General features: G+C 72.1%; 26 protein-coding genes. 4 read left to right on the top strand and 22 right to left on the bottom strand.

Features of this window, described 5'->3' with window-relative positions:
* Positions 1-133: 133 nt before the first annotated feature.
* The 15 genes from AMETH_RS10720 to AMETH_RS10650 all read right to left on the bottom strand — a co-directional run bounded on the left by AMETH_RS10720 (position 134) and on the right by AMETH_RS10650 (position 16,788).
* The gene (locus AMETH_RS10720) at positions 134-1,423 is read right to left on the bottom strand and encodes an NAD(P)/FAD-dependent oxidoreductase (protein ID WP_017981453.1); all 1,290 of its coding nucleotides are present in this window, start codon (positions 1,421-1,423) and stop codon (positions 134-136) included.
* 18 nt (positions 1,424-1,441) lie between these two features.
* Positions 1,442-2,236, bottom strand: a complete 795-nt coding sequence (locus AMETH_RS10715; protein WP_017981452.1) for an SDR family NAD(P)-dependent oxidoreductase — start codon at positions 2,234-2,236, stop codon at positions 1,442-1,444.
* Positions 2,237-2,672: 436 nt separating this feature from the next.
* On the bottom strand, positions 2,673-2,885 hold the full coding sequence (locus AMETH_RS10710) for a helix-turn-helix domain-containing protein (protein ID WP_017981451.1): 213 nt from the start codon (positions 2,883-2,885) through the stop codon (positions 2,673-2,675).
* Positions 2,882-3,478, bottom strand: a complete 597-nt coding sequence (locus AMETH_RS10705; protein WP_026153002.1) for a LutC/YkgG family protein — start codon at positions 3,476-3,478, stop codon at positions 2,882-2,884. The genes AMETH_RS10710 and AMETH_RS10705 overlap by 4 nt, the downstream gene beginning before the upstream one ends.
* On the bottom strand, positions 3,475-4,935 hold the full coding sequence (locus AMETH_RS10700; RefSeq protein ID WP_026153001.1) for a lactate utilization protein B: 1,461 nt from the start codon (positions 4,933-4,935) through the stop codon (positions 3,475-3,477). The genes AMETH_RS10705 and AMETH_RS10700 overlap by 4 nt, the downstream gene beginning before the upstream one ends.
* A complete protein-coding gene (locus AMETH_RS10695; protein ID WP_017981448.1) occupies positions 4,932-5,666 on the bottom strand; it encodes a (Fe-S)-binding protein in 735 nt (244 codons plus the stop codon). Before AMETH_RS10695 ends, AMETH_RS10700 begins: the two co-directional genes overlap by 4 nt.
* Positions 5,663-7,132, bottom strand: coding sequence for a rhamnulokinase (locus AMETH_RS10690; RefSeq protein WP_017981447.1), 1,470 nt, complete (start codon positions 7,130-7,132; stop codon positions 5,663-5,665). Before AMETH_RS10690 ends, AMETH_RS10695 begins: the two co-directional genes overlap by 4 nt.
* Positions 7,132-8,553, bottom strand: a complete 1,422-nt coding sequence (locus tag AMETH_RS10685; protein ID WP_017981446.1) for an L-fucose/L-arabinose isomerase family protein — start codon at positions 8,551-8,553, stop codon at positions 7,132-7,134. The genes AMETH_RS10690 and AMETH_RS10685 overlap by 1 nt, the downstream gene beginning before the upstream one ends.
* A gap of 19 nt (positions 8,554-8,572) precedes the next feature.
* Positions 8,573-10,609, bottom strand: a complete 2,037-nt coding sequence (locus tag AMETH_RS10680; protein ID WP_017981445.1) for a bifunctional rhamnulose-1-phosphate aldolase/short-chain dehydrogenase — start codon at positions 10,607-10,609, stop codon at positions 8,573-8,575.
* Between the two features lie 6 nt (positions 10,610-10,615).
* A complete protein-coding gene (gene rhaI, locus AMETH_RS10675; RefSeq protein ID WP_017981444.1) occupies positions 10,616-11,791 on the bottom strand; it encodes an L-rhamnose isomerase in 1,176 nt (391 codons plus the stop codon).
* A complete protein-coding gene (locus AMETH_RS10670) occupies positions 11,788-12,114 on the bottom strand; it encodes an L-rhamnose mutarotase (RefSeq protein ID WP_026152999.1) in 327 nt (108 codons plus the stop codon). Before AMETH_RS10670 ends, rhaI begins: the two co-directional genes overlap by 4 nt.
* 57 nt (positions 12,115-12,171) lie before the next feature.
* Positions 12,172-13,239, bottom strand: coding sequence for a rhamnose ABC transporter substrate-binding protein (gene rhaS, locus AMETH_RS10665; protein ID WP_017981442.1), 1,068 nt, complete (start codon positions 13,237-13,239; stop codon positions 12,172-12,174).
* A gap of 15 nt (positions 13,240-13,254) precedes the next feature.
* A complete protein-coding gene (locus tag AMETH_RS10660; RefSeq protein ID WP_017981441.1) occupies positions 13,255-14,241 on the bottom strand; it encodes an ABC transporter permease in 987 nt (328 codons plus the stop codon).
* Positions 14,234-15,274: an ABC transporter permease gene (locus AMETH_RS10655; protein WP_017981440.1), complete on the bottom strand. Its 1,041-nt coding sequence runs from the start codon at positions 15,272-15,274 to the stop codon at positions 14,234-14,236. The genes AMETH_RS10660 and AMETH_RS10655 overlap by 8 nt, the downstream gene beginning before the upstream one ends.
* Complete coding sequence (locus AMETH_RS10650; protein ID WP_017981439.1) at positions 15,271-16,788, bottom strand: sugar ABC transporter ATP-binding protein; 1,518 nt, start codon at positions 16,786-16,788, stop codon at positions 15,271-15,273. The genes AMETH_RS10655 and AMETH_RS10650 overlap by 4 nt, the downstream gene beginning before the upstream one ends.
* Before the next feature lie 161 nt (positions 16,789-16,949).
* Between AMETH_RS10650 and AMETH_RS10645 the strand changes: the two genes are divergently transcribed.
* Positions 16,950-18,005 carry a LacI family DNA-binding transcriptional regulator gene (locus AMETH_RS10645; protein WP_017981438.1) on the top strand — a complete coding sequence of 352 codons (1,056 nt, stop codon included), beginning with the start codon at positions 16,950-16,952 and terminating at the stop codon, positions 18,003-18,005.
* A gap of 14 nt (positions 18,006-18,019) precedes the next feature.
* On the opposite strand, the gene AMETH_RS10640 is transcribed toward AMETH_RS10645, so the two are convergent.
* Complete coding sequence (locus AMETH_RS10640) at positions 18,020-18,841, bottom strand: MurR/RpiR family transcriptional regulator (protein WP_017981437.1); 822 nt, start codon at positions 18,839-18,841, stop codon at positions 18,020-18,022.
* Positions 18,842-18,879: 38 nt separating this feature from the next.
* On the opposite strand from AMETH_RS10640, the gene AMETH_RS10635 reads away from it, so the two are divergent.
* Positions 18,880-19,611 (top strand): maleate cis-trans isomerase family protein, encoded by a 732-nt coding sequence (locus AMETH_RS10635; protein WP_017981436.1) that lies wholly within the window; start codon positions 18,880-18,882, stop codon positions 19,609-19,611.
* Here AMETH_RS10635 and AMETH_RS10630 read toward each other — a convergent pair.
* From AMETH_RS10630 to AMETH_RS10620, 3 genes are all read right to left on the bottom strand, one after another.
* Positions 19,608-20,039: a hypothetical protein gene (locus tag AMETH_RS10630; protein ID WP_017981435.1), complete on the bottom strand. Its 432-nt coding sequence runs from the start codon at positions 20,037-20,039 to the stop codon at positions 19,608-19,610. The two genes, AMETH_RS10635 and AMETH_RS10630, sit on opposite strands and share 4 nt — an antisense overlap.
* 232 nt (positions 20,040-20,271) lie before the next feature.
* Entirely contained in the window at positions 20,272-20,472 is a 201-nt protein-coding gene (locus tag AMETH_RS10625; protein WP_017981433.1) for a hypothetical protein, read from the bottom strand.
* Entirely contained in the window at positions 20,466-21,113 is a 648-nt protein-coding gene (locus tag AMETH_RS10620; protein ID WP_017981432.1) for a sulfotransferase domain-containing protein, read from the bottom strand. The genes AMETH_RS10625 and AMETH_RS10620 overlap by 7 nt, the downstream gene beginning before the upstream one ends.
* 371 nt (positions 21,114-21,484) lie before the next feature.
* On the opposite strand from AMETH_RS10620, the gene AMETH_RS10615 reads away from it, so the two are divergent.
* On the top strand, positions 21,485-22,057 hold the full coding sequence (locus tag AMETH_RS10615; protein WP_017981431.1) for an HAD family hydrolase: 573 nt from the start codon (positions 21,485-21,487) through the stop codon (positions 22,055-22,057).
* Between the two features lie 109 nt (positions 22,058-22,166).
* Here the strand turns inward: AMETH_RS10615 and AMETH_RS10610 are convergent, their stop codons facing one another.
* Positions 22,167-22,979, bottom strand: coding sequence for an endonuclease/exonuclease/phosphatase family protein (locus tag AMETH_RS10610; protein ID WP_051079519.1), 813 nt, complete (start codon positions 22,977-22,979; stop codon positions 22,167-22,169).
* Positions 22,980-23,052: 73 nt separating this feature from the next.
* On the opposite strand from AMETH_RS10610, the gene AMETH_RS10605 reads away from it, so the two are divergent.
* Positions 23,053-23,499, top strand: a complete 447-nt coding sequence (locus tag AMETH_RS10605; RefSeq protein ID WP_017981429.1) for a sigma factor-like helix-turn-helix DNA-binding protein — start codon at positions 23,053-23,055, stop codon at positions 23,497-23,499.
* Between the two features lie 7 nt (positions 23,500-23,506).
* Here the strand turns inward: AMETH_RS10605 and AMETH_RS38665 are convergent, their stop codons facing one another.
* Positions 23,507-23,668, bottom strand: a complete 162-nt coding sequence (locus AMETH_RS38665; RefSeq protein ID WP_167345515.1) for a hypothetical protein — start codon at positions 23,666-23,668, stop codon at positions 23,507-23,509.
* Positions 23,669-24,193: 525 nt separating this feature from the next.
* Positions 24,194-24,835, bottom strand: coding sequence for a DUF305 domain-containing protein (locus AMETH_RS10600; protein ID WP_017981427.1), 642 nt, complete (start codon positions 24,833-24,835; stop codon positions 24,194-24,196).
* Positions 24,836-24,852: the final 17 nt, after the last annotated feature.

Genomic DNA, 24,852 nt, shown 5'->3' with positions numbered 1-24,852 from the left:
CCCGCCACCGTTACAACGAATTCAGATTCCCTCGGAATTTGTGGCAGGTTTTCACCAGCACTCCGATGGCCCGGTTTGCCAGTGTCCGCGCCAGTCGGCGGGACCGGATCTCCGCGAGGTCCAAACCGGACCGTCAGCGCACGCTCGACGTCTCCAGTGGTACCTCGTCCGAGCGGACCAGCCCCAGCTGCACCGTCTGGCGGCCGATCGCCGCGTCGAGGGTCCAGTCCACCGCGGTCCTGATGCGGTTCCCCGGCATCGCCAGCAGGTGGTAGCCGCGGGTCACCGCCTTCGCCGGCAGGCCCGACAGCGGGATGTGCAACGGGTTGGCGGCCGCCTGCGCGCCGCCCAGGTCGACCACGAAACCGAGGTCGTGGTGCTTGTACCGGCGCACCTCGCCGTACCCCAGGCTCGCCGCCACGTTGAGCCCGGCCAGCGTGCCCTGCCGCGTGGCGTGCTGGGCCGTCATCGCCGTCACCTCGCCCGGCCGGGTCAGGTCCGGGACGGCCGCGGCGTCCCCGCAGGCGAACACCTCCGGGTGCCCGGGCACGACCAGTGTGGGCTCGACGCAGAGCCGCCCACGCTGCGTCGCCACACCCGCGGCCTCCACGAGCGGGTCGGGGCGCACGCCGACGCACCACGCGAGCGTCCGGGTCGGCACGAAATCCCCGGTCGTCAACAGCACGCCGTCGGTCGTCGCCTCCTTCACCGACGTCTCCGTCATGATCTCCACGCCCCGCCGCCGCAGCACGCGGTCCGCCGCGCGGGACAGCCTGCGGTCCAGCTCGGGCAGCACCTTCGGCGCCAGGTCCAGCAGCAGCCACCGCATCCGCTGCCCGTCCAGCTCGCGGTGGTGCCGCGCGATGGCGCTGGTGAACAGCGGCCCCTGCGCGGCCACCTCGGTCCCGGTGTAGCCGGCGCCGACCACAACGAACGTGCAGTGCGCGTCCCGCTCCGCCGGGTCGTCCGCGTCCGCCGCCAGCTCGACCTGCCGGATCACGTGATCACGCAGGAACAACGCCTCCGACACGCTGCGGAACCCGTGCGCGTGCTCGGCGATGCCCGGAATCGGCAGCAGCTTGTTGACGCTGCCGACCGCGATGATCAGGCGGTCGTAGTCGAGCCCGCGCGACGTGCCCTCCGGGTCCACGTACGTCAGCTTGCGGTCCTCCAGCGCCAGCGCCGTCACCTCGCCGAGCGCGAGCCGGATCCCGGGCAGCGCGGCGGGCAGCGACACGGTGACACGCCGCGGGTCGATCACCGCGGCCGCCACCTCGGGCAGCAACGGCAGGTACAGGAAGTAGTCGGTGCGGTTGACCAGCACGATCTCCGTGCCGGAATCCGGCGGGAGGGTCTTGAGCAGTGCATGGGCCGCCGAAAAGCCGGCGAAACCGCCCCCGACGATCACGATGCGCTTGGTCACGACGCCTCCCAGGGGCGGTCAGGGCACGATCGAATCCACGTATCCGCCGTCCACGCGCACCGCCGCCCCGGTCGTCGCCGAGGCCTGCGGCGAGCTGAGGTAGACCACCATGTTCGCGATCTCCTCCGGCTCGATCAGACGCTGCAGCAACGACTGCGGCCGGTGCTTACGCATGAACTCCTTCTGCGCCTCGTCCCACGGCAGGTTCCGGTCGACGAGCTGGTACACGAAGTCCCGCACGCCGCCGGTGTGCGTCGGCCCGGCGATGACCGCGTTCACGGTCACCCCGGTGCCCGCGGCGGCCTTCGCGAACCCACGGGAAACGCCCAGCAGCGCCGTTTTCGACATGCCATAGTGGATCATCTCGGCGGGGATGACGATCGCCGAGTCGCTCGCGATGTACTGGACGCGGCCCCAGCCCCGCTCGGTCATGCCGGGCAGGTAGGCGCGGGTGAGCCGCACCGCGGCGAGCACGTTCACCTCGAAGTACCGGCGCCACTCGTCGTCGCTGATCTCCAGCGGATCGGCCGAGTCGAAGATGCCCAGGTTGTTGACCAGGATGTCGGCGCGCGGCAGCTGGTCCACCGCGTCACGGGCGCCCTGCTCGCTCGCGAGGTCGGCGACCACCGGCACCACCTGGGCGTCGGGCACCTCGGCGGTCAGCTGCTCGATCGCCTTCGTCACCTTGTCCGCGCCGCGGCCGTTCACGGCGACCCGGGCGCCCGCCCGCGCCAGCCCGAGCGCGATCGCCGCGCCGATGCCCTGCGTGGAACCGGTGACCAGGGCCGTCTTCCCGCTCAGATCGAGACGCATGCAGCGATGGTATGGGCGCCGGGCCGGAGCCGCAGGCCTTCACCCGATCGATTCCGTCGAACCGGAGGGAACGACCAGGCCGGCGGTTTCCGGACGTCGCGTCAGCTGCCCGTGGCCACCTCCCGGACGTCGGCGGCGGGCACCTCCCGGCCGTACAGCCGGAAGTCCGCGACCGCGCCGTCCAGGTAGGGGTGCTTGATTCGATGGTGAATCGTTTCAAACCCGAGGGAACGTTACGGGACTTCACGTCCGGAACAAGATCGGTGTCCGATTCCGGTCAACCCGATCGCCGCCGGAACGCCCGCGCGGGGGGCGTACGCCGCAGAACTCACGTCTGCGAACGCAGGACTCACGGCCGCGAACGTGGGACTCGCGGAGGCTCGCGCGAGTCCCACGCATCAGGCGTGCGAGTTCTGCGGGTGGGGTGCGGGCGGGGTCAGAGGAGGCCGCGCCGGGCGGCCCATACCACGGCCTGGATCGGTGCGGCGAAGCCGAGCCGGTCGCAGATCGCCCGCAACCGCCGCCGCGCCGTGCGCTCCGACAGGTCCAGGCGCCGGGCGATGGCGTCCAGCGGGAGGCCGTCCGCGAGCAGTTCCAGCAGCTCCAGGTCAGCCTGTGGCAAGGTGTCCGGGCGCTGCGCGCTCGTCACGACGACACCAGCAGCACGTGCAGCGTGCGCGGCCCGTGCACGCCCTCGACCCGGTTCAGCTCGATGTCGCTCGTCGCGCTGGGGCCGCTGATCCACGTCTGCGGCCGGTCCGGGGACAGCGCCGCCACGGCCTGGGGCACGCCGGGCACGATCTGGTCCGTCCGCAGCACGCACACGTGCCGGTCCGGCACCAGGCTCACCACCCGGCGCCCCTGCCCCCGCCCGTGGTCCAGCACTATCGTGCCCGTCGTCGCGATCGCCAGCGCCGCCAGGGTCACCACCGCGTCCAGCCGGTCCAGCTCCGCCGCGGACTGCCCGGTGTCCGGGACGCCACCCGGCACCTCCCAGGGGAAACCGTCCGGCACCAGGACGGACTCGGCGGTGCCCAGCGCGTCGGCGAGCGCCGCGGGGAGGGTGTCCGCCGTGCACCGGGTCAGCTCGGCCCGGTAGTCGACCAGCCGCTCGGCGAACAGCTCCACCACATCACCCGCCGGCACCACCGAACGGTAGCCGCGCGGCACCGGGGCCTCCGACGGGTCCGTCGCGGCCAGCGCGGAACGCACCCGGCCGAGGATCTCCTCGCGCGCGCTCATCGCCGTCCCTCCCGGCGCCACCACGCGCGGAACGACTCCACCGGCGGCGCCGGCACGTCCCGCGCGTTGCTCCACAACGAACCCGGCCACGGCAACCGGCCCAGCGCGCGCCGCCCGCCGGGCATCACCTTGCGCCCGAACCGCCCGAGCAACCGGCCCGCGAGACCCAGGCCGCGCTCGGCCAGGCCCAGGCGCTTCGAGTCCGCCAGCACCCAGGACGCCGACTTCATCGCCACCGCCTCGGCCTTCGGCGCCGACCGGTGCGCATCGACCACTTTGGACCGCAGGTGCACCAGCACCTCCGGGATGTCGATCCGCACCGGGCACGCCTCGAAGCACGCGCCGCACAGGCTGGACGCGTACGGCAGCGAGTCCACCTGGTCGTCGACGCCGGTGCCGCGCAGCAGCGGGTTCAGGATCGCCCCGATCGGACCCGGGTACACCGAGCCGTATGCGTGCCCGCCGGTGCGCTCGTACACCGGGCACACGTTCAGGCAGGCCGAGCACCGGATGCAGCGCAGCGCCTGCCGCCCCACTTCGTCGGCCAGCGCGCGGGTGCGGCCGTTGTCCAGCAGCACTACGTGCGCCTCCTGGCCCTCGGTCGCGCCCGACCACGTCGAGGTGTACGGGTTCATCCGCTCCCCCGTGCTGGAGCGGGGCAGCAGCTGCAGGAACACGTCCAGATCGGACCAGGTGGGCACGATCTTCTCGATGCCCACCACCGACACCACCACCTCGGGCAGCGTCAGGCACATCCGCCCGTTGCCCTCGGACTCGACCACGACCAGCGTCCCGGTCTCGGCGACCGCGAAGTTCGCCCCGGACACCGCCATGCGCGCCCGTAGGAACTTCTCCCGCAGGTGCAGCCGCGCCGCGCCCGCCAGCTCCGCCGGCCGGTCGGACAGGTCGTCGGGCGCCGGGCGTCCCGCGGCGGCCATCTTGTCGCGGAAGATCTCCCGGATCTCCGCGCGGTTGCGGTGGATCGCGGGCACCAGGATGTGCGAGGGCAGGTCGTCGCCGAGCTGCACGATCAGCTCGGCCAGGTCGGTCTCCCACGCGGTGATGCCCTGCGCGGCGAGCGCCTCGTTGAGCCCGATCTCCTGCGTCGCCATCGACTTGACCTTGACGACCTCGTCGACGGCGTGCTGCTTCGCGATCGACGCGACGATTTCGCACGCCTCGGCGGCATCCCGCGCCCAGTGCACGGTCGCGCCCCGGTCGGTCAGGGACTCCTCCAGCCGCAGCAGGTGCTCGTCGAGGTGGCGCAGCGTGTTGTCCTTGATCGCCGCACCGGCCAGGCGCAGCTCCTCCCACTCGTCGACCTCGCCGACGACCGCGGCGCGCTTGGCGCGGATGGTGCCGGTCGCGTGCGCCAGGTTGCGCCGCAGTTGCGTGTCCGACAACGCCTCCCGCGCCGCCGCCGGAAAGGCAGGCATACCAACGAAAGTGGCGCTCATGAGCTCTCCGTCCCCGCGAGCACTTCGGCCAGATGCATCACACGCACCCCGGTGCGCTGCCGCGACAGCAGCCCGCCGATGTGCAGCAGGCACGAGTTGTCCCCGGCCACCAGCACCTCGGCGCCGGTGTCCAGCACGTGCCGCGCCTTGTCCGCGCCCATTGCGGTCGAGGTCTCCGCGTTCTTCACCGCGAACGTGCCGCCGAAGCCGCAGCACTCGTCCGCGGCGGGCAGCTCCACCAAGTCCAGCCCGCGCACCTCGCGCAGCAGCCGCAGCGGCCGGTCGCCGACCCCGAGCATCCGCAATGAGTGGCAGGTCGGGTGGTAGGTGACGCGGTGCGGGAAGTACGCACCGACGTCCGTAACACCGAGCACGTCGACCAGGAACTCGGTCAGCTCGTACACCTTCGGCGAGGTCTCGGCGACGGTCGCGGCCAGCCGGTCGTCCCCGCTGCGCCGGGCGACGATCGAGTGCTGGTGCCGCACCGATCCCGCGCACGAACCGGACGGGGTCACGATCGCGTCGTACCCGGCGAACGCGTCCACGAAGTTGCGCACCACCGGCACGGCCTCGTCGAGGTAGCCGGTGTTGACCATCGGCTGCGCGCAGCACGTCTGCGCGGCCGGGAAGTCCGCCTCCACGCCGAGCCGCCGCAGCAGCGTGAACACCGCCTTGCCGGTGTCCGGGAACATCGCGTCGTTGATGCAGGTGACCTGCACGGCGACCTTCATGCCACCACCTTCGGATCGATCCGCGCGGCCGCCCGCGCCCAGTCGGCCTCACGGCCGGACGGTTCGTAGCGGCGCAGCTCGTGCGTGTCCCGGATCAGCGCCCGCATCGCGGCCAGGTCCGGCAGGCCCGCGCCCAGCGCGCGGGCCTGCACGAGCACGTTGCCCAGTGCCGCGGCCTCGACCGGCCCAGCCAGCACCGGCACGCCGCAGGCGTCCGCGGTGAGCTGGCACAGCAGTTCGTTGCGGACCCCGCCACCGACCACGTGGACGACGTCGACCGGCCGTCCGGTCAGCTCCGATGCCTGGCGCACGGTCCGACGATAGGCCAGCGCGAGGCTGTCCAGCACGCACCGGACGATCTCTCCCGGCGTCGCCGGGACCCGCTGGCCGGTCTCGGCACAAGCCCGCCGGATCCGGGACGGCATGTCGCCCGGCGGCAGGAACACCGGCGCGTCGATGTCCACGACGGCCGACAACGCCGGCACCTCCGCGGCCTGCGCCAGCACCGACGGCAACGCGACCGGCGTGCCCCGCGCCTCCCACGTGCGCAGCGACTCGGACAGCACCCACAGGCCCATCACGTTGCGCAGGAACCGGATCGTGCCGTCGACGCCGCCCTCGTTCGTGAAGTTGGCTGCCAGCGCGGCGTCGCCCAGCTCCGGCTCGTCGAGCTCCAGGCCGACCAGCGACCAGGTGCCCGAGGAGATGTAGGCGGAGTTCGTGCCCGGCTCGGCGGGCACCCCCACCACGGCGGAGGCCGTGTCGTGCGAGCCGACCGCGACCACCGGCAGCTCCGGCAGCGCCAGCTCGGCGGCCAGGTCCGGCAGCAGCGTGCCGACCACCGTGCCCGGATCCCGCAACGGGGGCAGCAACCGCGGCGGGATGCCGACGCGCGTAGCCAGCTCCACCGCCCACTCCCGCGACCGCACGTCGTAGAGCTGCGTGGTGGAGGCGTTGGTGCGCTCGGCTCCGCGCACCCCGGTCAGCCAATAGTTGAGCAGGTCCGGGATCAGCAGCATGGTCTCGGCCGCGCTCAGGTCACGCTCGGCCAGCAGCTGGTAGAGCGTGTTGAACGGCAGCTGCTGCAGCCCGGTGACGTCGAACAGCTCCCGCGCCGGCACGGACTCCAGGACCCGCTCGGCCACGCCTTCGGTGCGCGCGTCGCGGTAGTTGACCGGGTTGCCCAGCAGCGCCCCGGAGGCGTCGAGCAACCCGTAGTCCACGGCCCAGGAGTCTATGCCGAGACCGTCCAGCGCACCGGCCTTGTGCGCCGCCTGCACCCCGGTCAGCAGCTCGCGGTAGAGGCCGAGGATGTCCCAGTGCAGGGTCGATCCACCCGCGTGGGCGACCCGGACACCGCCGTTGGGGAACCGGTGCACCTCCGCCACCGACAGCACACCGGGCCCCACCGTCCCGGCCATGACGCGCCCGCTGGAGGCGCCCAGGTCGACCGCCGCCAGTCGCATCACACCCGCACCACGCGCAGTTCGAGACCGAGCAGGTCGGCCACCGCCTCCAGCTCCGCGACGCGGTGCCCGGTGCCCAGCGCCCAGTGGTGGTTGACGCCGGCGGCCGACCACGCGTCGGTCCACTCGCCCGGGTTGCCGCCGAAGTCCACCCGGGACGTGGTGTTGCCGATCTCCAGCAGCGGGCCGGGCACGACCTCGCCCTCGGACGCGACGAGCGTGAACCGCCCGTCACGTTCCTGGCCGAGGCCGAGCAGCGTGACCGGGCCGTGCTTGACGTCGAACTCGACGGACACGCCCCAGCCGCGCTTGCCGTGGTAGACGCCGAGCCCGCGCAGCAACGGCCGCCGCGCGCTGATCGCCAGGTGCGCAGGCCCGTCGTGGCCCATTTCGACCACGTTGTCCCGGAAGTTCAGCGCCTGCAGCTCGGTGAACGAGCCGCCCGCGCCGAGCCGGTCCATCACCAGCATGGCCAGCGAGTTGCGCAGCTCGAACTCCCCCGCCGCCGGGATGCCACGCGCGGTGAGCAGCGACGCGCCGAGGATGAACCCGGCGCCGACCCGCTCGTGGGTCTCGCCGTCCAGGCCGCGGTGGTAGTAGGCCAGCGTGTCCAGGGAGAAGTCCTCGACCAGCCGGTCCAGCGCCACCGAGACGCGGGCGCCCCACGCGAAGTCCTCCTCGACGACCGAGTCGTCCAGGTCGAACACCTTCCGCGCGAGATCCATCCGGGCGGCGGTCTCGTCGTCGGTGACCTTCTCGACCCGCACCCGCAGGTCGTCGATCTCCAGGATCTCCACGTGCCCGCCGAGCTGCGCGGTCACCAGCGTCGGATCGGTCGAGACGTCCATCATGCCCGGGTAGAGGTGGCCGAGCAGGCCGTGCCGCCCGTGCCGGAACGCGGCGCGCACCCCGGCGGCCTTGATCCAGCGCTCGATGCGGGTCCAGGCCCGCTCGTCCTCCAGGTACCCGGACACCGACCGGAACTCGACGCCGACGCGGCGGAAGGCGTTGGCCATCTCCGGCAACGGGCACGCGCCGCAGTATGCGAGCCAGGCGCCCGTGTCGAAGTTCGCGTGGTCCATCGCCTCGGTGGGCTGCAGGTTGAGCAGCAGCACCGGCGCGCCGCTGCGCTGCGCGACCGGCGCGAGCATGCTGGACGTGAGGTAGGTGGTGAGGAAGCCGATGATCAGGTCGCAGTCGGCGACCCGCAGCTTCTCCGCGGCGGCCGTGCCCTCCCGCTCGTCCGAGACGAACCCGGCGTCCACCACCTCGCAGTCCATTCCGGACAGTCGCTCGGCCACCCGCCGGGCGGAGGCCTGGAGTTGCGGCAGCAGCTCCGGGAACTGTGGCCAATACGCCCCGAGCCCGCCTGCGACGAGGCCGACGCGGGTGCGCCTCGGGGTGATCCGCTCCAGGTTCATCACTCGAGTCCTTCCTACATCAACGGAGGAAAGCGGCCGCGACACCCGCGTCCACGGGCACGTGCAGGCCGGTCGTGTGCGTCAGGTCGCCGCCGGTGAGCGCGAACACCGCCGCGGCCACGTGCTCGGGCAGCACCTCGCGCTTGAGGATGGTGCGCTGGGCGTAGAACTTGCCCAGGTCCTCCTCCGGCACACCGTAGACCGCGGCGCGCTGCGCGCCCCAGCCGCCGGCGAAGATGCCGGAACCTCGCACGACGCCGTCCGGGTTGACGCCGTTGACCCGGATGCCGTGCTCGCCGAGTTCGGCGGCCAGCAGCCGGACCTGATGCGCCTGGTCGGCCTTGGCCGCCCCGTAGGCGACGTTGTTGGGGCCGGCGAACACCGAGTTCTTCGACGAGATGTAGACGATGTCGCCGCCGAGGCCCTGCGCGATCATCGCCTTCGCCGCGGCCTGCGAGACCAGGAACGAGCCCTTGGCCATCACGTCGTGCTGGAGGTCCCAGTCCTTCTCGGTGGTCTCCAGCAGCGGCTTGGAAATCGACAGGCCGGCGTTGTTGACCACCAGGTCGATGCCGCCGAACGCCAGCACCGTCGCGTCCACCGCGGCGGCGACCGCATCGGCGTCGACGACGTTCGCGACCACCGAAACAGCCTTGTCGGTGTTCCCGATGGAGCGCGCGACCTCCTCGGCGGCATCGCCGTTCAGGTCCGCGATCGCCACGCACGCGCCCTCGGCGGCGAGCCGTTCGGCGATGGCGCGGCCGATGCCCGAACCGGCGCCGGTGACCAGCGCGACGCGCCCGGCCAGCGGCTTCGGCTTGGGCATGCGCTGGAGCTTGGCCTCCTCCAGCGCCCAGTACTCGATGCGGAACTTCTCGCTCTCCGGGATCGGCGCGTAGCGGGAGACCGCCTCGGCGCCGCGCATCACGTTGATCGCGTTGACGTAGAACTCGCCGGCCACGCGCGCGGTCTGCTTGTCCTTGCCGAAGGAGAACATGCCGACACCGGGCACGAGCACGATCGCCGGGTCCGCGCCGCGCATCGCCGGGCTGTCCGGGGTCGCGTGCCGCTCGTAGTAGGCGCGGTAGTCCGCGCGGTATGCCTCGTGCAGTCCTTTCAGGCGCGCGACGACGTCCTCCAGCGGCGCGGTCGCGGGCAGGTCGACCACGAGCGGGCGGACCTTGGTGCGCAGGAAGTGGTCCGGGCACGAGGTGCCGAGCGCGGCGAGCGGCTGCAGCTTCTCCCGGGACAGGAACTCCAGCACCACGTCGCTGTCGTTGTAGTGGCCCACCTGGCGCTGGTCGGTCGACGCCAGCCCGCGGATCACCGGCGCCAGCGCGGCGGCCCGCTTCCGCCGCTCCTCCTCGGGCAGCGGCTCGAAGCCGGGCACGACCGCCCCGAACGGCTCCGCGGAGCCCCGCTCGGCGAGGAACTTCTCCGCGGTCCGGATGATCTCCAGCGAGTTCCGCTGACACTCCTCCGAAGTCTCGCCCCACGCGGTGATGCCGTGCCCGCCCAGGATCACGCCGATCGCCTGCGGGTTGGCCTTCTTCACCGCGGCGATGTCCAGGCCCAGCTGGAACCCGGGGCGGCGCCAGTCGACCCACACCACGCGGTCGCCGAAGCACTCCTTGGTCAGCGCCGGACCGTCGGCGGCCGTGGCGAGCGCGATGCCCGAGTCCGGGTGCAGGTGGTCCACGTGCGTGGCCTCGACCAGACCGTGCATCGCGGTGTCGATCGACGGCGCGGCGCCGCCGCGGCCGTGCAGGCAGTAGTCGAACGCGGCGACCATCTCGTCCTCGCGCTCGACGCCCGGGTAGACGTCGACCAGGGCACGCAGGCGGTCCAGCCGCAGCACGGCCAGCCCCGCCTCGGTCAGTGTGCCCAGGTCACCCCCGGATCCCTTGACCCACAGCAGTTCCGTGGGCTGCCCGGTGACCGGGTCGGTCTCGCTGCCCTTGGCCGAGGTGTTGCCACCGGCGTAGTTGGTGTTGCGCGGGTCGGCGCCGAGGGCGTTGCTGCGCTGGATGAGTTCGGCGGCGGGATTGTTCGTCATGGTGGTTCAGGCTCCCCAACCGGCCTGCCGGCCGTCGGCTCGTTCGGCGACGATCTTTTCCTGGTAACCGCTGCGGTGGTAGGCGGCGATCGGGTCCGGGTCCAGCCCGGCCTCCTCGCGCAGCTCGGCCAGCAGCGGCCGCACGTCGGTGTTGTAGGCGTCCATCAGCACGGCGTTCGCGCCGAGCACGTCCCCGTTCTGCTGCGCGGCGAACAGGGCCTCCTTGTCGACCAGCAGGGCCTTCGCGGTGGCCTCCTGCACGTTGAGCACCGAGCGGATGATCGCGGGTATCTTCGCCTCGATGTTGTGGCACTGGTCGAGCATGAAGTTGATGCCGTAGGACGGGTCCAGCGCGTCGGCGCGCACGATCTCCCACATGATGCGGAACAGCTGGAACGGGTCGGCGGCGCCGGCCATCAGGTCGTCGTCGGCGTAGAAGCGCGAGTTGAAGTCGAACGCGCCGAGCTTGCCCTGGCGCAGCAGGAACGCGACGATGAACTCGATGTTGGTACCCGGCGCGTGGTGGCCGGTGTCGATGCACACCGTCGCTTTCGGACCGAGTTCGACGCAGTGCGCGTACGAGGTGCCCCAGTCCGGCACGTCGGTGGCGTAGAAGGCGGGCTCGAACAGCTTGTACTCCAGCAGGATCCGCTGGTCGTCGCCGAGCCGGTCGTAGGCCTCGCGCAGCGCGGCGGCCAGCCGGTCCTGCCGGGAGCGCAGGTCGTCCTGGCCCGGGTAGTTGATGCCGTCGGAGAACCAGAACTTCAGGTCCTTGCTGCCCGTGGCGTCCATGATGTCGATCGCCTCGAGCAGGTGGTCGGTGGCCTTGCGGCGGATCCGCGGGGCGGGGTTGGTGACCGAGCCGAGCTTGTAGTCCTCGTCCTGGAAGACGTTGGTGTTGATGGCGCCGATCTCGATGCCGAGGTCGTGCGCGTACTTGGTGAGGGCGCCGTAGTCGTCGACCCGGTCCCACGGGATGTGCAGCGCCACGCTCGGCGCGATGCCGGTCAGCTCGTGCACCTTCGCCGCGTCGGCGATCTTCTCCTCCGGCGTGCGGGGAACCCCGGGCTGCGGGAACACCTTGAAGCGGGTGCCGGAGTTGGCGTAGGCCCACGAAGGCGTCTCGATCCGCTGAGCGCGCAGGGCTGCTTTCACGGCGGTCAGGTCGGACAACAGGATCACTTTCCTTCCAGGTGGAAGACCTCGGTGAGCAACTGGAACCCCTCGTCGGGGCCGCGCCCGTCCAGGCCCGTGAAGAATTCGGCCATCTCGGCCTGCCAGCGGGCGTTGACCTCGGTGCGGGCCATAGCCGCCTGCGCGGCTTCGAGGTCGTCGGCCTCGACGTAGCCGATCAGCAGGCCGTCGTCCCGGAGGAACAGCGAGTAGTTGCGCCATCCGGTGTCGGTCAGCGCCTGCCGCATCTCCGGCCACACGGCACGGTGCCGCTCGGCGTACTCGGCCATCCGGTCAGGCTTCACCTGCAGGCAGAAGCAGTATCGGGCCACGATCCGTCCTCGGTGGAGCCCCGGCCGGGCCGCCGGTGCGGCCCGGCCGGGAGACTGTCAGAAGTTGTACTGGTCGATGTTGCTCGCGTCGAACACCGTCGGCGGGCCGAGGACGATCTCGCCGTCCTTGCCGATCGTGTACTCGCCGAGCTTGCCGGCCTTGAACTTCTGGCCCTCGACGCCGGTGATCTGGCCGGAGGCCAGTGCCACACCCGCGTAGGCGGCCAGGTAGCCGATGTCGGCCGGGTTCCACAGCGCGAACTTGGTGACCGTGCCGTCCTTGATGTACTCGCGCATCTGGTTCGGCGTGCCGAGACCGGTCACCGCGACCTTGCCCTTGTAGCTGGAGGAGCTGATGTAGCGGGCGGCCGCGGCGATGCCGACGGTGGTCGGCGCGACGATGGCCTTCAGGTTCGGGTAGGACTGCAGCAGGCCCTGGGCCTCCTGGAACGACTTCTGGTCGTCGTCGTTGCCGTAGGCGACCTTCACCAGCTTCAGGTTCGCGTACTCGGGCTTGGTCAGCTGCTGCTTGAACACCTCGATCCAGGCGTTCTGGTTGGTGGCGTTCGGGGTCGCCGACAGGATCGCGATCTCACCCGAGCCGCCCGCCAGCTCGCTGGCCATCTTCGCCAGCTGCTCGCCGATGCCCTCGGTAGTGGCCTGGTTGATGAACACGTCGCGGCAGTCCTTGGCCGCGTCGGAGTCGAACGCCACGACCTTGATGCCGGAGCTGCGCGCCTGGTTCAGCGACGGGCACACCGCGTTCGGGTCGTTCGCGGCGATGCCGATGACGTCCTGCTGCTGCTGGATCAACGTGTTGATGTAGCTGACCTGCGAGGACGCGCTGGCATCGTTCGGGCCGACCAGCTTGTAGTCGCCCTTGAGCTCGTCCAGCGCGGTCTTGCCGCCACCCACCTCGATGTCCGAGTACGGGTTGTTGAGCTGCTTGGGCAGGAAGGCCATCTTGACGCCTTCCTTGGTGGCGGCGTTGGCGTCGGCCTGCGCGGTCGACTGGGCGCCACCGCCGCCGGACGAGCTGCTGTCGTTCTTCGTGGTGCCACCGCACGCGGACACCGTCAGCACGAGTGCTGCCGACACCGCACCGGCGAGGAGTCGTCTCTTCATGGGCGTTTCGCCTTTCTATGTGGTCGCCCGGCGCCGCAGCGCAGCCCGGAACCTGATCACGACGTTGGGCAGGAGCACCGAGATGATCAGCAGCACCCCGGTGACGATGTTGAGCGCCTCGTTCGACACGTCCTGCAGCCGCAGCGCGTTCTGCAGCGTGGCCAGCAGGACCACCCCGGCGAGCACACCGGGCAGGGTGCCCTTGCCGCCGAAGATCGAGACACCGCCGAGCAGGACCGCCGCCACGACGGCGAGTTCCATGCCAAGGCCGTTGTCGGCGCGGGCGCTGGAGTAGCGCAGCGTCCACAGCACCCCGGCCAGGCCGGCGACGAGACCGCTGACGACGTAGAGCCAGAACTTCAGCCGCGCCACCCGGATCCCGGCGAAGCGCGCGGCCTGCTCGCTGGCGCCGGCCGCGAACACCGACCGGCCGATCGGGGTCGCATGCAGCACGAGACCGAACACCACGGCCAGCACCACCAGCGGGATCAGCATGTTCGGGATCGGGCCGTCGCCGATCGTGCCGGTCACCCACGAGGTGTAGGCACGCGGGAAGTCGGCCACCGCGCCGTCGCCGAGCACCACGAACGCCAGGCCGCGGTAGAGCGCGAGCGTGCCGATGGTGACCGCCAGCGACGGCAGCTTCAGCACGGTCACGAAGAACCCGTTGAGGGCGCCGAGGACGGCGCCGAGCACCAGGCACAGCGGGATGATCGTCTCGATGGGCAGGCCGCGGTTCCACAGGTCGCCCATCACGGCCGAGGTGAGGCCGAGCGTGCTGGCCACCGACAGGTCGATCTCGCCGGTCACGATCACGAACGTCATCGGCAGCGCGATCAGCGCGATCGGCAACAGGTCCAGCAGCAGGAAGGTGAAGTTGCGGCTGCTGCCGAAGTTCTCCACCACGCCGGAGGCGATGAGCAGCACCAGCACCGTGATCACGATGACGGCGGCGTCCCAGCTCGCCAGGCGGGACAGCCAGGCCGGCCGCTTGTCAGACATGGGAATCCCTCTTCTTCAGTGACTTGGCCACCCGCACCGCGACGACGCGGTCGGCCCCGATCGCGAGCAGGATCAGCGCGCCGACGATGGCCTGCTGCCAGAACTGGTTGATGTCGAGGACCGCCAGGGAGCTGCCGATGACGGTGAGCAGCAGGGCGCCGAGGCCCGCGCCCCACACCGTGCCGCTGCCGCCGAACACCGCGACCCCGCCGACCACCGCGGCGGCGACCACGTTCAGCTCGTAACCGTTGCCCGCGGCGGCGTCGATCGTGCCGAACCGCGCGGCGAACAGGACACCGGCGACACCGGCCAGCGCGCCGCTGACCAGGAACGCGGCGATCGTGTTGCGGCCCACCTTGATACCGGCCAGCTCGGCCGCCTGCGGGCTCGACCCCATCGCGTACAGCTCCCGGCCGGCGCGGTAGTTGCGCAGCACGATCCCAGCCGCGACCAGCACGATCACCACGATCAGCACCAGCCACGGGATGCCCAGGATCGAGGAGTTGCCGAACTTGAGGAAGTGCCCGGGCAGCTCGTCGGCGTTGATCTGCTCGCCGCCCGCCCAGAAGTAGGCCGCGCCGCGGAACGCGTAGAGCGTGCCGAGGGTGACCACCAGCGCGGGCACCTGGCCGAACCGGACCAGGACGCCGTTGACGACACCGCACGCGGCGCCGACCGCGACGCCGACGACCAGCGCGACGATCACCGGCATGCCCTGGTTGGCCTGCAGCAGCGAGCCGACCGCGAACGCGGACAGGCCGAGCACCGAGCCGACCGACAGGTCGATGTTGCGGGTGATCATCACCGTCGCCTGGCCGACCGCGAGCACGGCCAGGATCGCGGTGCCGAGCAGGATGTCGCGGATGCTCTGCGCGGACAGGAACCGCGAGTTCTGCGTCGCGGTGAACGCCACCAGGGCGATCAACGCGAGGACGATGCCCGCCTCACGCGCCTTGAAGAGGCCGCCGAGGGAGAACTTCCGGGACACGGACCGGCTCGTCGTCGTGGGAACCACCACCTTCGTCGCGCTCACGCCGCCGCTCCCTGGCCCATCGCTGCGAACATCACCGAGTCCTCACTCGCGTCCTCGCGGCCGATCTCCGCGACGATCCGTCCCTCGCGCATCACCAGCACGCGGTCGGCCATGCCGAGCACCTCGGGCAGCTCGGACGACACCATGATCACGGCGACGCCCTCCGCGGCCAGCGACGACATCAGTCGGTGCACCTCGGCCTTCGTGCCGACGTCGATGCCGCGCGTCGGCTCGTCGACGATCAGCACGCTCGGCGCCATCGACAGCCACTTGGCCAGCACGACCTTCTGCTGGTTCCCGCCGGACAGCGTGCCGACGGCGTCGCTGAGCCGGCCGTACTTGGTCTGCAGCCGTTCGGTCCAGCGCAGCGCTTCCCGGCGCTCGCCGCCGCCGAACAGGAAACCCAGCTTCGCCAGCGCGCCCGAGCGCGGCAGGGTCACGTTCCGCTCGATGGACAGGTCCATGACCAGGCCCTGCTGGCGGCGGTCCTCCGGCACCAGGGCCATGCCCGCGGCCATCGCGGCGCGCGGCGAGCCCGGCTCGAGCTTCTTCCCGCGCAGCTTCACGGTTCCCGCGTCGCGTTCGTCCACTCCGAACACCGCCTGGACCACTTCGGACCGTCCACTGCCGACCAGACCGGCGAACGCGACGATCTCGCCCGCCCGGACCTGGAACGAGACGTCCCGGAAGACGCCCTCACGGGACAGGCCTTCGACCTCGAGCACGACCTCGCCCGGGGTGACGTCCTGCTTGGGGAACAACGCGTCCAGCTCGCGCCCGACCATGCGGCGGACCATCTCGTCGACGGTCAGCTCGTCCATCGGGTCGGTGGAGACGTGCTTGCCGTCGCGCATGATCGTCACGCGCTGGCACAGCTCGGTGATCTCCTCGAAGCGGTGCGAGATGAACATGATCGCCGCGCCCTCGTCACGCAGGTTGCGCGCGACCGAGAACAGGCGCTCGACCTCGACCAGCGACAGCGCCGCGGTCGGCTCGTCCATGATCAGCACGCGGGCGTCGGCGGACAGCGCCTTGGCGATCTCGACGATCTGCTGGTCGGCGATCGACAGGCCGCGGGCCGGGCGGCCCGGGTCGATTCGCACGCCAAGGCGGGCGAACAGCTTCTCCGCTTCGGCCCGGATCGCGCCGCGGTCGATCATGCCCAGCCGCTTGCGCGGGTGGCGGCCCATCACGATGTTCTCCTCGACCGTGAGGTCGGGGAACAGCGTGGGTTCCTGGTAGATCACCGCGATCCCGGCGGCCTTGGCGTCGGCCGGGGAGGAGAACTCGACGGGCTGCCCGTCGACCAGCAGCGTTCCGGTGTCCGGGCGGTGGACCCCGGCGAGCATCTTGACGATGGTCGACTTGCCCGCGCCGTTCTCACCCACCAGCGCGTGGGCCTCGCCGGAGTAGAGGGGGAACGACACCCCCTGCACGGCGGCCACCGCGCCGAACGACTTCGTGACGCCGCAGACCTCCAGCAAGGGCACCGCGCCCTGGTCCTGCCGCACCATCGCGACCTCCGAAATGAAAGGTTTCACAAACCTGGCGCGCTGACGCTACTATGCGCTGGATCACGAAGTCAACGACAAGTTTCCAGCCCAGTTCAGGCGCGTTTTCTCGGTCGCGATCCGATAACATCGGTGCTTGTTACACGTTTCAACGGAAGGGTCACATGGCGCGCACGACCACGGATGGGGCTGCTGTTCCGGAGCCCCGGGCGGCGGGGATCAAGGACGTCGCGGCGGCGGCAGGCGTGTCACTGGGGACCGTGTCGAACGTGCTCAACCGGCCGGACCGCGTCAGCCCGCGCACGCGCGCGAAGGTCGAGGCGGCGATGGCCGAGCTGAAGTTCGTGCGCAACGAAACGGCTCGGCAGCTGCGGGCCGGGCGCAGCCGGATCCTGGCGTACGTGATGCTCGACGGGAGCAACCCGTTCTTCACCGACGTGGCCGAGGGCGTGGAGGACGCGGCCGACGAAGCCGAGCTGTCGTTGTTCCTGTGCAACAGCGCGAACCGCGCCGAGCGCGAGCGCGACTACCTGAGCCGGCTGGAGCAGCAGCGGGTGCAGGGCATCCTGATCACGCCGGTCGACCCGGACGCCCCGGTGCTCGCGGAGACGGCGGCGCACGGGATCCCGCTGGTGATCGTGGACCGGACCGGGCAGTCGGGCGATCACTGCTCGGTGGCCGTGGACGATGTGCTGGGCGGGCGGCTCGCGGTGCAGCACCTGCTGGAGCTGGGTCACCGGCGGGTGGCGTTCATCGGCGGCCCCGATTCGCTCGGGCAAGTGCGCGACCGACGGGAGGGCGCGCTGCGGGCGATGAAGGAGGCCGGGCTGGGCCCGGCGGACCTGGTCGACCTGACGACGTCGGCGTTGACGGTGGCGGAGGGCCGGACCGCCGGGCAGCGCCTGGCCGGGCTGCCGTCGTCACTGCGGCCGACGGCTGCGTTCTGCGCCAATGATCTGCTGGCCTTGGGGTTGCTGCAGACGTGTGTCAGCCTGCGGCTGCGGGTGCCGGACGACCTGGCGATCGTGGGGTACGACGACATCGACTTCGCCGCGGCGGCCGCCGTGCCGCTCACCTCGGTGCGGCAGCCCCGCAGGCAGCTCGGCCGGACGGCGGCGGAGCTGCTGCTGCTGGAGACAAGCGACCCCGGCCACGAGCACCAGCAGGTCGTGTTCACACCCGAACTGGTGGTACGAGCCTCCACCCGCCACGGTGCCTGACGCCGGGGGCGGCCTCAGAACCGGTGCTCGCTCAGCACATCGGCCACCAGCGCCTGCGCCTCCGCCGACCGGGCGGGCTCCGCGAGCAGCAGGCTCACGAACAACGCGTCCAGCACCACCAGGTGCGCCAGCCTGCTCGTCATCGCCTCGACGCGGCACCTCGTCTCCAGTCCCCCGGCGACCAGGGCGGCGTCGGCGACCTCCGTCAGCGGCGTCGTCGCGAAGCTGGTCACCGCGACCACCGCCGCGCCGGACTCCGTCGCCCGCCGGTCCGCGCTCACCGTCTCCCGGGTCGCTCCGGTGTGGCTCACCGCCACCACCACGTCCCCCGGCCGCGGCAATCCGGCGCGCACGTGCTGGACGTGCACATCGGCTGGGGCCTCGGCCGCGATGCCCAGCGTCAGCAGCCAGTAGGCGGCGTCCTGCGCGAGCGGCGCGCTCGTCCCGACCCCGAGCACCAGCACCCGCGTCGCCGCGGCCAGCATCCCGGCCGCCCGCTTCAGCGCCGCCGCGTCCACGCTCGACCGGGCCCGCTGCAGCGCGTCAGCACTGCTCGCGGCCAGCTTCGCGAGCACGTCGGCGGGAGAATCGCCGCGGTCGATGACCAGCGGCGCGAGGTTCTGCGCGAGCGCGATCTTCGCGTCCTGGACGCCCTTGAACCCCAGGCTCTGGCACGTCCGCACCACGGTCCCGACCCCGGTGCCCGCGGCGGCGGCGATCTCGCTGACCGACATCCGCACCACGTCGGACCCGCGTGCCAGCAGCACCTGCGCGGCCCGCGCCCGCTCGGCCACCGAGCCGGGCACCCACGACGCCTCGTCGATTCCGCCGGTCACGGGCGCAGGAAGCGGGACGGTTCGGGTACCCTGCGCGTATGAAACGCCACGTTCAGGGGCCGGAACCCCAGACGGGCGTCGGCATCGTCGCGCCCTACGACTTCGCCCGTGACCGCGAGCTGTGGCGGTGGGTGCCGCCGACCGTGAGCCTGTTCATCGCCCGCACCGGCGGCTCGCCCGAGGGCGACGACCTCGACTCGGCGTCGGCGCTCAACCGGCCCGCAACCGTCCGCCGCCCGACGCGCGAGGTGTGCGCGGTCGGCGCCGAGGTCGTGATCTACGCCTGCACCGCGTGCAGTTTCGTCGGCGGCACGCTCGGCGAGGCCGCGCTGCGCCAGGCCATGCTGGACGCCGGCGCGCCCCGCGCGCTGACCACGTCGGGGGCGGCGGTGTCCGCGCTGCGCACCGTCAAGGCGCAGCGGGTCGCGGTCGTGCACCCCTACGAGCGCCTGTTGGGGAACCGCCTGCGCGACTTCCTGTGCACCGCCGGGTTCGACGTCGTCGCGTGCACGCCGCTGGGCCTCCCGGTGCGCGAGGTGCTGACCGCCGGCTACGCCGAGGTGGCGGAGCTCATCCGCGCCGGCGACCGCCCGGACGCGGACGCGATCTTCGTCAGCTGCACCGCACTGCCGACCTACGACCTCATCGCGCCCCTGGAAGCCGAGCTCGGCAAGCCGATCGTGACCGCCAACCAGGCGACCGTCTGGGCGGCGCTGCGTGCGCTGGACCTGAACGCGACCGGGCCGGACCAGACGCTGCTCAACCTCTAAGGCAGCCGCTGCACCGCCCACGCGCGGGTCACGTACGTCGTCTCCACGACGTCGTGCTCGGCCAGCGCCTCGCGTACGTGGCCGAGGAACTTCGCGAACACCGCGGGGGCGAGCTGTGCCTGGACGTCGTTCGCCGAGCGCCACACGCCGAGGTAGTGCTCCACCGTCTGCCGCACCACGTGGCGGGCCTCCAGGTAGAGCGGCGGGCCGTAGCCGGGCTCGGCCGCCAGCCGCGCGGTCAACGTGGCGGTGATGCCGGACCGGCCCGAGGACACCCGCCGCAGGTCGGGCCTGAGTCGCCGGATCTCGCCTTCGATCTCGGCGAGCAGCGGGTTCGCCTCGACCTCGCGCGGGTTCCACAGCGCGGCGAACCACCCGCCCCCCGCTGCCCGCGTGCCACGTGATCCGCAGCCCGTAGCTGTCCTCAACACCCTGCTCCCGCATCGCGTCGTTGGGCTCGACGGCGGTCAGCGACGCGGGCAGCCGCGCGGCCAGCATCCGGCTCCAGATGCCGGTGCCCGCGCCGACGTCGGCCACGTCGAGGCTGCACACCGGGCGCGCGCACAGGCCGAGGATCGCGTCCCGCACCGCGGGCGAGTAGCCCTCGCGGTAGCGCGAGTAGCTTTCCGCGAGCGTGGTGAAGTCACCCCTGCGCCAGGGTCATGACCGTGCCCTTTCTCCGAGGTGGTAACCGAACCGGCGGGCGAGCGCGGCGACGTGCGCCCGTCCGAAGAGGTCCGCGGTGGACGGGCTCATCCACGTCCGCCATTCCTCCGGCTGTCCCTGGCGGAGGATGCCGGGACCGTCGCCGCCCCGGTCGCGTTCGCGGCGGCGCACGGTCTGGAAGTCGCTGCTCAGCACCGCCGCGGCGATGTTTGAGTCCGGAATGGACAGTCCGAACGCGCGCAGCCCGGCCCGCAACGTCGGCAGCGGGTCGCGTTTGAGGTCTTCGAACGTGGTGATCGCCGACCGGGCCAGGCGGCCGGCACCGCCGAGCCAGCGGCGGTGGAAGTCCGCCCAGTCGTCGAGCCGGTCGAGACCGGTCGGCACAGCCAGTCCTCGAACGAGGTGGCCAGCCGGTCGAGCTGGTCCCGCACGAACTCGGTGCGGAAGCGGTACCACGAGTACAGTGCGTCGCGGGGATCGCGGACCAGGATCCACACGCCGAGCAGCGGGCGGCCGGTGAAGAACCGTGGCGTGAGGTGGGTCTTGACGAACCGGGGCCAAGGCCGTCGCGGCGCGTCCGGCGTAGCCAGGCGCTCGCGGTAGTCGTCGTAGGCGGCGACGGGTTCGCTGGCGCCGTCCTCCCGCAGGGCCTCGGTGTAGGCGTCGGCGTAGTTGAGGCCGAGTTCGACGAGGATGCCGCCCAGGTAGGACTGGCCGGAGCTGACGATGCTGGCGACGAGCACGTCCCGCGGGCCGAGCCGGGCGATGTTGTCCTGGTACAGCGCGCTGTAGCGGTCCTGCAGGCCGTGCAGCAGGTAGAACACCTTGTCGGTCATGTCGCCCGCCGCCCCAGCGCGCATCCGGCGAGCCCGCCGAGCACCGCGACCCGCGGCGGCGAGCAGGGAGGCGACCGGACAGCACCTCGTCCAGCTCCCGCAGCACCGGCTCCCCCACCAGGCAGTCCCGCGCGGAGTCGAACTCGTGCCACGGGCCCGGCACCGGGACGGCCCGCACGGCGAACTCCCGCGCGATCAACCGCCGCAGCAGTCCGGTCGTGTCCCGGCGGGTGTCCGAACGCGACAGTTCCGCGGACAACGCGGCTTACCCCGCCGGCTCCAGCTTGAGCAGCCCGAGGTACTGGCCCGCCACCTCCTCCAGAGTGGACGGCTCGGAAAGTTGTTCCAGCCACGGGAAGGGTCAGGTGCCCATGTCCGCGATCCGCCGTGCCGTGGTCTTCGACTGTGACGGTCTGCCGCTGGACACGGCGGCGGCCCGGTACACCGCGTTCCGGACCGGGGCGCAGGCCTTGGAGCTGGAGCTGAGCGACCGGCAGTTCGCCACGCTGGCCGGGGCGTCGGTGGGTGCGGCGGCCGCGCGGATCGCCCTGTGGGCCGGCCAGTCCGGGGAGACCGGCCGGGTCGCGAAGATGCTGGACGAGGCCCTGCGGACCGCGGTCGAACTCCGGCCGCCCGCCGCGCTGCCGGGGGCGCTGGAACTCGTTTCCACGCTGGCCGGGCGCGTTCCGGCGGTGGCGTCGAACGCGCCGTCCGGGGTGCTGTCGGAGGTGCTGAGCGGGGCCGGTCTGCGTCCGGCGTTCCGGGCGGTCGTCAGCACCGACGAGGTGGCGGCGCCCAAACCGGCGCCGGACGTCTACCGGGCCGCGTGCCGCAGGCTCGGGGCCGACCCGCCGGGCTCCGTGGCGCTGGAGGACTCAGCGGCGGGCGCGACGGCGGCGCAGGCGGCCGGGCTGTCGCTGGTCGTGGTCACGGACAGCGCGTAGCCCGCCCGTACACCATTGCGGTGGCCGGGTTCCGGCAGGCCGGCGCTCTACGTGACAGCGCTGGACGACCCCGCCGTCCTGCCGCACCTCCTGCACGCGTGAGCAGCGCCTACAACGGCCGCATCCGGTCCAGCTCGGCGACCACCGGCCGGTGGTCGGAGGCCGTCGTCGCCATGGCGCGGGCGGCCCGGATCCCGAAGTGCGGGGACGCGGTCACGAAGTCGATGCGCGTCACGGGTTCCGCGGCCGGGTAGGTGCCCGCGCGCGGGTTCGCGTCGGCCAGATCGGTCCACAGTGGAGCGAGCTCGGGGGCGGCTGGTTCGGCGTTGAAATCGCCGGTGAGGATCTCCGGCCCGGGCAGCCGTCCGAGGACGGCGAGCATGTCGGCGACCTGCGCCTGCCGCACGGACGGGTCGGCGCGGTAGTCCAGGTGGGTGGTGTAGACGCGGACCGGTCCGCCGTCGGCGGCGACGGTGACCTCCGCGAACCCCGGTGCGGGGGCGGGGGTGGCGTCCGGGGTGAGCGTGGACAACCGGGTGATCTCGAGGTTCCGCGCGGCGACGATCGGGAAGCGGCTCAGCACGGCGACGCCGTACTGGCGGCGCGGCGCACCGGGCGCGGGCGGGTCGAGGTCGTAGATCGGCGCGAAGAACACGTGCATCTTCAGGGCGCGCGCGAGTTCGGCGGCCTCATCGCGGTAGTCGCTGCGCGCGTCCCAGTGGACGTCGACCTCCTGGAGCCCCACGACGTCCGCGTGCAGGTCGCGGATCGCGGCGGCGGTGCGGGCGAGGTCGAAGACGCCGTCCTGCCCGGCGCCCGCATGGATATTGTAACTGGCGACGGTGAGCGGCCTGGGCGCGGCGTCCGCCGGAGCCGCGCCGAAGGCCAGAACCGCCGCGATGATCGCCACTGCGAGCCGCATGATGATCACCTTAGCGGCCGAGGCAACCGGGCGGGCGGTTCGCGCGTGGGAGTTGTCGAGGAGGGGGAGCGCGATGGCGGCGCAGGGTGTGATGAGCGCGCGGCTGCCCGGCGCGGACCTGGTGGCGGCCGCCGCCGGTGGCGAGACGGGGGCGATCGGGGAACTGGTCGCCGCGGTGACGCCGGTCGTCGTGCGGTACTGCCGGGCGCGGCTGAGCCGGGGCGCGGACGAGGTGGCGCAGGAGGCGTGCCTGGCGATCCTGCACGCGCTGCCCGGCTGGAGGGGCTCCTTCCCCGCGCTTGCGTACGAACTGACGGCGCAGACCGTGGCCGGGGCCCGCTTCCCCGAGGCCGATTCACCGGTGCTGGCGCTGCCCGGCGTGGAGCGGGAGATCGTGCTGCTGCGCGTGGCGGCGGGCCTGACGGCTGAGGAGACCGCCGCCGCGCTGGGGCTGTCGGTGAACCAGGTGCGCGTGGTGCAGCACCGAGCGCTCGACCGCCTCAGAGCGACGCTCGGGTGATCCCGCCTCAGTTGGAGGGCGTGCTCGACCGCATGCCCGCCAGCAGACCGAGGCCCGCCATCACACCGGCCAGGAAGTACCACGCGTCGCCGAGGGCAGCGGACGCGATGATCGCCAGGATGAGGACGCCACCGGCCGCGGCCCACCCCATCACGTTCGGCTCCGCCATGAACCCCACGATCCTCCTCGACGGCGCGCGCCGCACCACGGAGAGGAGGAATCACCCGCGAAGTGCGACCGGCGGATGACTGGCCCGCGCGTCGCACCCGCAGAGGGGCCGGCACGATGGCCGCATCAGCCAACACGCCGCCCGCAACGGCCAACACACCGCCCGCAACGGCCAACACACCGCCCCCGACAGCGGACGCACTGCCCGGAACGGCCAACACTCGGCCGGAATGATTTCGCCGCCTGTGGTGGTGCCGCCGGAGGCGCAGCCTCGGCAACCCCGCCAGAGGCGACACAACCCTCAGCGGACCCGCCGCCCCAGCGGCCCCAGCGGGCCCGGCGGGCCCGGCGGCCGCAGCGGCATGCCCGGGCGGCGATGGCAGGCCCGACCCCTCCGGGCCACCTCCCCGCCGCCGGCGGAGCGGCCGCCGGCGGAGCGGCGGGCGGCGGAGGGGCGGGCGGCGGGCCGAGGCCGGCAGCAGCGAGGGCCGCGGGGCCGGGGCCGGCCCTCGCTGGGGGAATCGAATCAGCCGGCCATCGAGCGCATTCGCGTCACCTCATCGCTCTGCGAGGCGATCACGTCGGTCGCCATCTCCTCCACGAACACGTCCGACCCGGCGGCCAGCACCTCCGTCGCCATGGTGATCGCGCCCTCGTGGTGCGCCGTCATCAGCTGCAGGAACATCCGGTCGAACTCCGGGCCCGTCGCGGCCGCCAGCGCGGCCAGCTGCTCCTCGGTCGCCATCCCCGGCATCTCCCCCGCTATGCCGGTCGTCGCGCCGTGGGAGCCGTGGTGGCCGGCGTGCTCCCCCGGCACCTCGAGCCCCCGCTGCCGCAGCCACGCCGTCATCGACGTGATCTCCGGCGCCTGCGTCGCGGTGATGCGGGCCGCCAGGCCCTTCACGTCCTCCCGCGCGGCCCGCGCCGGCGCCAGCTCGCCCATCCGGATCGCCTGCTGGTGGTGCATGATCATCCGCTGCGCGTACGACACGTCGGCGTCGTTGTGCCGGTTGGCAGGCACCGCCGAGCTCGCCTCGTCCGCGGGCAGCGTGCGGGCCGGCTCCCCCGGCGCGCCAGGCACCACGACCGGCGGCGCCTCCGGCTCGGCCGAGCACGCCGACGCCAGCACCGCCGCGGCCAGCAGCGTTCCCAGGACGAACCCCCGCACCCAGGCCTCCTCGCACT

It is taken from the genome of Amycolatopsis methanolica 239, from assembly GCF_000739085.1.
Taxonomy (GTDB): Bacteria; Actinomycetota; Actinomycetes; order Mycobacteriales; family Pseudonocardiaceae; genus Amycolatopsis_E; species Amycolatopsis_E methanolica.
This window is presented reverse-complemented; position numbering and strand designations above follow the sequence as displayed.

Excerpts from the sequence above, each read along its gene's own strand:
- AMETH_RS10705 (WP_026153002.1), bottom strand. The coding sequence starts at position 3,478 with ATGAGCGCGCGCGAGGAGATCCTCGGCCGGGTGCGTTCCGCGCTGGCC.
- AMETH_RS10635 (WP_017981436.1), top strand. The coding sequence starts at position 18,880 with ATGAAACGCCACGTTCAGGGGCCGGAACCCCAGACGGGCGTCGGCATC.
- rhaS (WP_017981442.1), bottom strand. The coding sequence starts at position 13,239 with ATGAAGAGACGACTCCTCGCCGGTGCGGTGTCGGCAGCACTCGTGCTG.
- AMETH_RS10680 (WP_017981445.1), bottom strand. The coding sequence starts at position 10,609 with ATGACGAACAATCCCGCCGCCGAACTCATCCAGCGCAGCAACGCCCTC.
- AMETH_RS10700 (WP_026153001.1), bottom strand. The coding sequence starts at position 4,935 with ATGAGCGCCACTTTCGTTGGTATGCCTGCCTTTCCGGCGGCGGCGCGG.
- AMETH_RS10605 (WP_017981429.1), top strand. The coding sequence starts at position 23,053 with ATGGCGGCGCAGGGTGTGATGAGCGCGCGGCTGCCCGGCGCGGACCTG.
- AMETH_RS10650 (WP_017981439.1), bottom strand. The coding sequence starts at position 16,788 with ATGGTGCGGCAGGACCAGGGCGCGGTGCCCTTGCTGGAGGTCTGCGGC.
- AMETH_RS10620 (WP_017981432.1), bottom strand. The coding sequence starts at position 21,113 with ATGACCGACAAGGTGTTCTACCTGCTGCACGGCCTGCAGGACCGCTAC.
- AMETH_RS10610 (WP_051079519.1), bottom strand. The coding sequence starts at position 22,979 with ATGCGGCTCGCAGTGGCGATCATCGCGGCGGTTCTGGCCTTCGGCGCG.
- AMETH_RS10685 (WP_017981446.1), bottom strand. The coding sequence starts at position 8,553 with ATGAACCTGGAGCGGATCACCCCGAGGCGCACCCGCGTCGGCCTCGTC.
- AMETH_RS10615 (WP_017981431.1), top strand. The coding sequence starts at position 21,485 with ATGTCCGCGATCCGCCGTGCCGTGGTCTTCGACTGTGACGGTCTGCCG.
- AMETH_RS10690 (WP_017981447.1), bottom strand. The coding sequence starts at position 7,132 with ATGCGACTGGCGGCGGTCGACCTGGGCGCCTCCAGCGGGCGCGTCATG.
- AMETH_RS10695 (WP_017981448.1), bottom strand. The coding sequence starts at position 5,666 with ATGAAGGTCGCCGTGCAGGTCACCTGCATCAACGACGCGATGTTCCCG.
- AMETH_RS10715 (WP_017981452.1), bottom strand. The coding sequence starts at position 2,236 with ATGCGTCTCGATCTGAGCGGGAAGACGGCCCTGGTCACCGGTTCCACG.
- AMETH_RS10660 (WP_017981441.1), bottom strand. The coding sequence starts at position 14,241 with ATGTCTGACAAGCGGCCGGCCTGGCTGTCCCGCCTGGCGAGCTGGGAC.
- AMETH_RS10645 (WP_017981438.1), top strand. The coding sequence starts at position 16,950 with ATGGCGCGCACGACCACGGATGGGGCTGCTGTTCCGGAGCCCCGGGCG.
- AMETH_RS38665 (WP_167345515.1), bottom strand. The coding sequence starts at position 23,668 with ATGGCGGAGCCGAACGTGATGGGGTGGGCCGCGGCCGGTGGCGTCCTC.